Below are 3,649 nucleotides of genomic sequence, written 5' to 3'. Positions count from 1 at the left end.
GCGATGTTTGTTCAATTTCTTTTACTGTATTTTTTCGAAATTCTGCAGTATATGTTTTAAATTTTTGTTCTTTTCCTGCCATTAAAAAATGCACCTCCTCTAAAAGTTTAGTAAAGTTCTTTTTTAATTTTACTTACTTTTTGGGGTGCAGTCTTTTCATCATCTTTTTTAACTGGTTTTGAAATTAATTCAAAATAATAAGGTGCAGCTATTTTAAAATCGTCATTATAACCATTATTAATTGCATATTTACTATATACATAATTTGATAACATATAGATAATTTGTTTAAATCTTTTTACTTCACTAGTAGATAAATAAGCAGGGTTATTAAATTTTCATTCTTCAAAAATACCATCAATTACATCTTCTGGTTTTTGTCCTTCAAATTTTTGTCTTAATTCTGCTGATTTATTTGTAGGGTTATCTTTTTCATCATATTTAGCACCTTGAAATTTGCGGTCATAATTATAACGATATGTTAAATAATTTAATAAAACAATATTTAATTCTTTAACATCTAATAAACCTAATATATCTTTTTCCTGAATATAATTTTTAGCAATGCTTCATGGTAAAAAACTTTCTGTAAATCAATATTGAAATACTCTTAAATTAGGGTTTGTTTCAATCGGCATTGATAGTAAAGGTACTAAGCTAGCATTTTCAACTATTGATGATGGATAAGAATAAATACAATTCACATTGCCTCAACATTTAATATTACCAAATAACATTGATTTAGGATATTTAATTTCAATTCCAGTAAAGACAGTATCTTCGGGTAATGATTTTTGTAATACTAAATGAATACTATTTTGGTTTTTTCATTTAAAATCCAGTTATTTTAACTAAATGAGTAGATTTAATAATGTCAACACCATCAGGTGAATAGGGGCGTTTATATTCTTCAATGATATAACATTCATTTTTGTTGTCTTCAGTAATAGGTTCATTAATAGAGACTATTTTTAAGTCTAATGTTTCTAAAAATTCTTTATTTTGTTTTGAAATATCATTAATTAAAATATCTTTTTCATCAATCATAACATAACTTGTACTATTATCTTGTACTGTGGTATTTTGTTGAATTTGTAATTTAAAATTAAAGTCACTAATTTCATAACCAATAATTTTAATATATTCATCTTTGTCAATAAAACCTATTTTAACGCTATTTTGAGAGTAGTTTAAGGTTGGTTTTTGTTTTGTCTTAACGATTCTAAAATTATAATAAAATTCCTTTTAATTTCTAGGAAAAATGCTTTATTTTATTAATTTTTTAAGATATAATTAATAAGTTGTTAAACTTTAATTTATTCTGTTATCTAAAATAATATTAATATGTAAATTCAACAGCTGTAATGTTAAAAAAACAACTAAAATATTTATACTAAATTTTAAAGGAGACTAAATGAATTTTAATACATTAAATTTATACCCAGCATTACAGCGAATGATTGTTAAAATGGGTTATACTAACCTAACTGAAATCCAAGAAAAAGCTATTCCAGTGGCTCTTAATAATCAAGATATTATTGGTAAAAGTCATACGGGAACTGGTAAAACTGTAGCTTTTATTTTGCCAATTTTACAAAACTTAAATACGCACTTAAAACAACCACAAGCGATTATTTTATGCCCAACCCATGAATTAGCGAGCCAAATAATTGACCAGGTTCGAAAATTAGCAACTTATTTGGAAGGTGTAAATGCAACCTTAATTTGTGGTGGTTCACATATCCAACGTCAAATTTATGCTTTACGAAAAAGTAATATTATTGTGGGAACTCCGGGACGAATTGCTGATCATATTAATCGCAAAACATTACGATTAGATAAAATTAAAACAATTGTTTTAGATGAAGCTGATGAAATGTTAAAAATGGGATTTAAAAATGATCTTGATAAAGTATTTCAAAATGCTCCTAAACAATATCAAACATTATTATTTTCAGCAACAATGTCAAAACAAGTATTAGAAATTGCTAATAACTATCAAAATAATCCTGTTGAAATTGTTGTTACAAAAAATGTTATTGAACAAAATAATATTAGACAGCAATATGTAAATGCATTGTCTTATCATAAGGAAGATGTTTTAATAGCATTATATAAACATTTGCAACCAAAACGAAGTATTATTTTTTCAAATACAAAAGTTTTTACTAATAAAATTGCTGAAATGTTAACAAATAATGGTATTCCTTGTTGTGTCATTAATGGTGATAAAAGTCGTTATGAACGGGGGCAGGCAATGCGTTTATTTCGGGATGGTAAAGTACAAGTTATGGTTGCCACTGATGTTGCGGCACGAGGAATTGATATTGATAATATTGATTATGTTATTAATTACGATATTCCAATAGAACGAGAAAGTTATATTCATCGGATTGGAAGAACAGCACGTGCTGGTGCTACTGGTGTAGCAATATCAATTGTTTCAAATCGTGATGATTTAAGAGAAATTCAACATTTGGGTACATATCAAAATAAAAAAATTGAGTTATTAGATATTACAACATATGATTTAAAACAAAAACCACAAGGAACAAAAAACATTAGTTCTAGTAATAAAAAAGCAACTTTTAATCAAAAAAATAATAGTTTTAAATATGAGTATTCATATTTAGATAATAAAAAGAACCAATCTAATGCAAAAAAGAAATTTAATACCCAAGGTAATAAAAAAATGAAAACAAAAAAAACAAAAATTTGATAAATCTAATTTTAGTTTTAATCGAATTTAAGTTTGCTTATTTTTTAAAAAAATAAAAACAATAAATCAACTTTTTATAAGTTGTTTTTTATTTATTATTATTTTATATAAAGCAATAATTTGATTTTTAACTAGTATGATAAATTTAAAGTCTATTGCTAATTTAAATTAAATGTTATAGAATAAAAACCGTATATGATTTTAAAAAATAAGTATTATGGTTTAAAATAAATTGCCTTAATTGAATAAGAAAGAAAAACAGAATGGAAATTACTGCAGAAATTAAAAGAGCATTAAAAAAAACTTATAAATCAATTAAAAAAAGCATTAATAAATTTTTTAAAAAACTTGGTTTTAATAAAATTGAAACTAATAAAATATCAAGTAAGATTTTTAATGATGTAAATGAGTTAATAAATACATGCATAAATAGTAGATACTTTGAACAAATAGACTTACTTTATCAAACACCTAGTTTTTGACAAAATTCAGAAAATAAAAAAAGTGTTAATGAATCAGTAGCACCAACATTAGCATGTTCACAAGAAACACCAATTTATGATAATGTTCCTTTTGTTAATAAAGACCAAGGAAATAAATACAAAGAATTACTTGATGATGCTAATAATCTGTTATTACACGAAAAAGAAGACGCCGTAAATAAATTAGTAGGGCAAGTTGAAGATACAGATGACATCGGAATAGAAAAATAAGATTATTTTATATTGTAAATTGTACTATGAAGTGTAGCAGTTTATTTAATATCATTATAACATCAATAAAATAAATGTTCAATATAATTTATTTTAAAAAAATTTAGTATTTTTAGAGTGCACCCCAAAAAGTAAGTATTAGTAAAAAAGGTTTATAAACTTTTATTTATTATATCCTTTTCTTTGCGGCTTGAATATCATTTATTTCATTTTTTAA

At 24.2% G+C, this 3,649-nt stretch carries 4 protein-coding genes; 2 read left to right on the top strand and 2 right to left on the bottom strand.

Annotated features, from left to right (window positions below):
- Positions 1–107: 107 nt before the first annotated feature.
- Together D9R21_RS04985 and D9R21_RS04980 are read right to left on the bottom strand one after the other, a co-directional pair.
- On the bottom strand, positions 108–737 hold the full coding sequence (locus tag D9R21_RS04985) for a hypothetical protein (protein WP_126821346.1): 630 nt from the start codon (positions 735–737) through the stop codon (positions 108–110).
- A 94-nt stretch (positions 738–831) separates the two neighbouring features.
- Positions 832–1,047 carry a hypothetical protein gene (locus tag D9R21_RS04980; protein ID WP_126821345.1) on the bottom strand — a complete coding sequence of 72 codons (216 nt, stop codon included), beginning with the start codon at positions 1,045–1,047 and terminating at the stop codon, positions 832–834.
- 367 nt (positions 1,048–1,414) lie between these two features.
- Here D9R21_RS04980 and D9R21_RS04975 point away from each other — a divergent pair, with 367 nt between their 5' ends.
- Both D9R21_RS04975 and D9R21_RS04970 read left to right on the top strand, forming a co-directional pair.
- Entirely contained in the window at positions 1,415–2,722 is a 1,308-nt protein-coding gene (locus tag D9R21_RS04975) for a DEAD/DEAH box helicase (protein ID WP_241568782.1), read from the top strand.
- A 260-nt stretch (positions 2,723–2,982) separates the two neighbouring features.
- Positions 2,983–3,432 carry a hypothetical protein gene (locus D9R21_RS04970; RefSeq protein WP_126821344.1) on the top strand — a complete coding sequence of 150 codons (450 nt, stop codon included), beginning with the start codon at positions 2,983–2,985 and terminating at the stop codon, positions 3,430–3,432.
- Positions 3,433–3,649: the final 217 nt, after the last annotated feature.

This window comes from Spiroplasma endosymbiont of Megaselia nigra (assembly GCF_003987485.1).
Lineage (GTDB): Bacteria > Bacillota_I > Bacilli_A > Mycoplasmatales > Mycoplasmataceae > Spiroplasma.
This window is presented reverse-complemented; position numbering and strand designations above follow the sequence as displayed.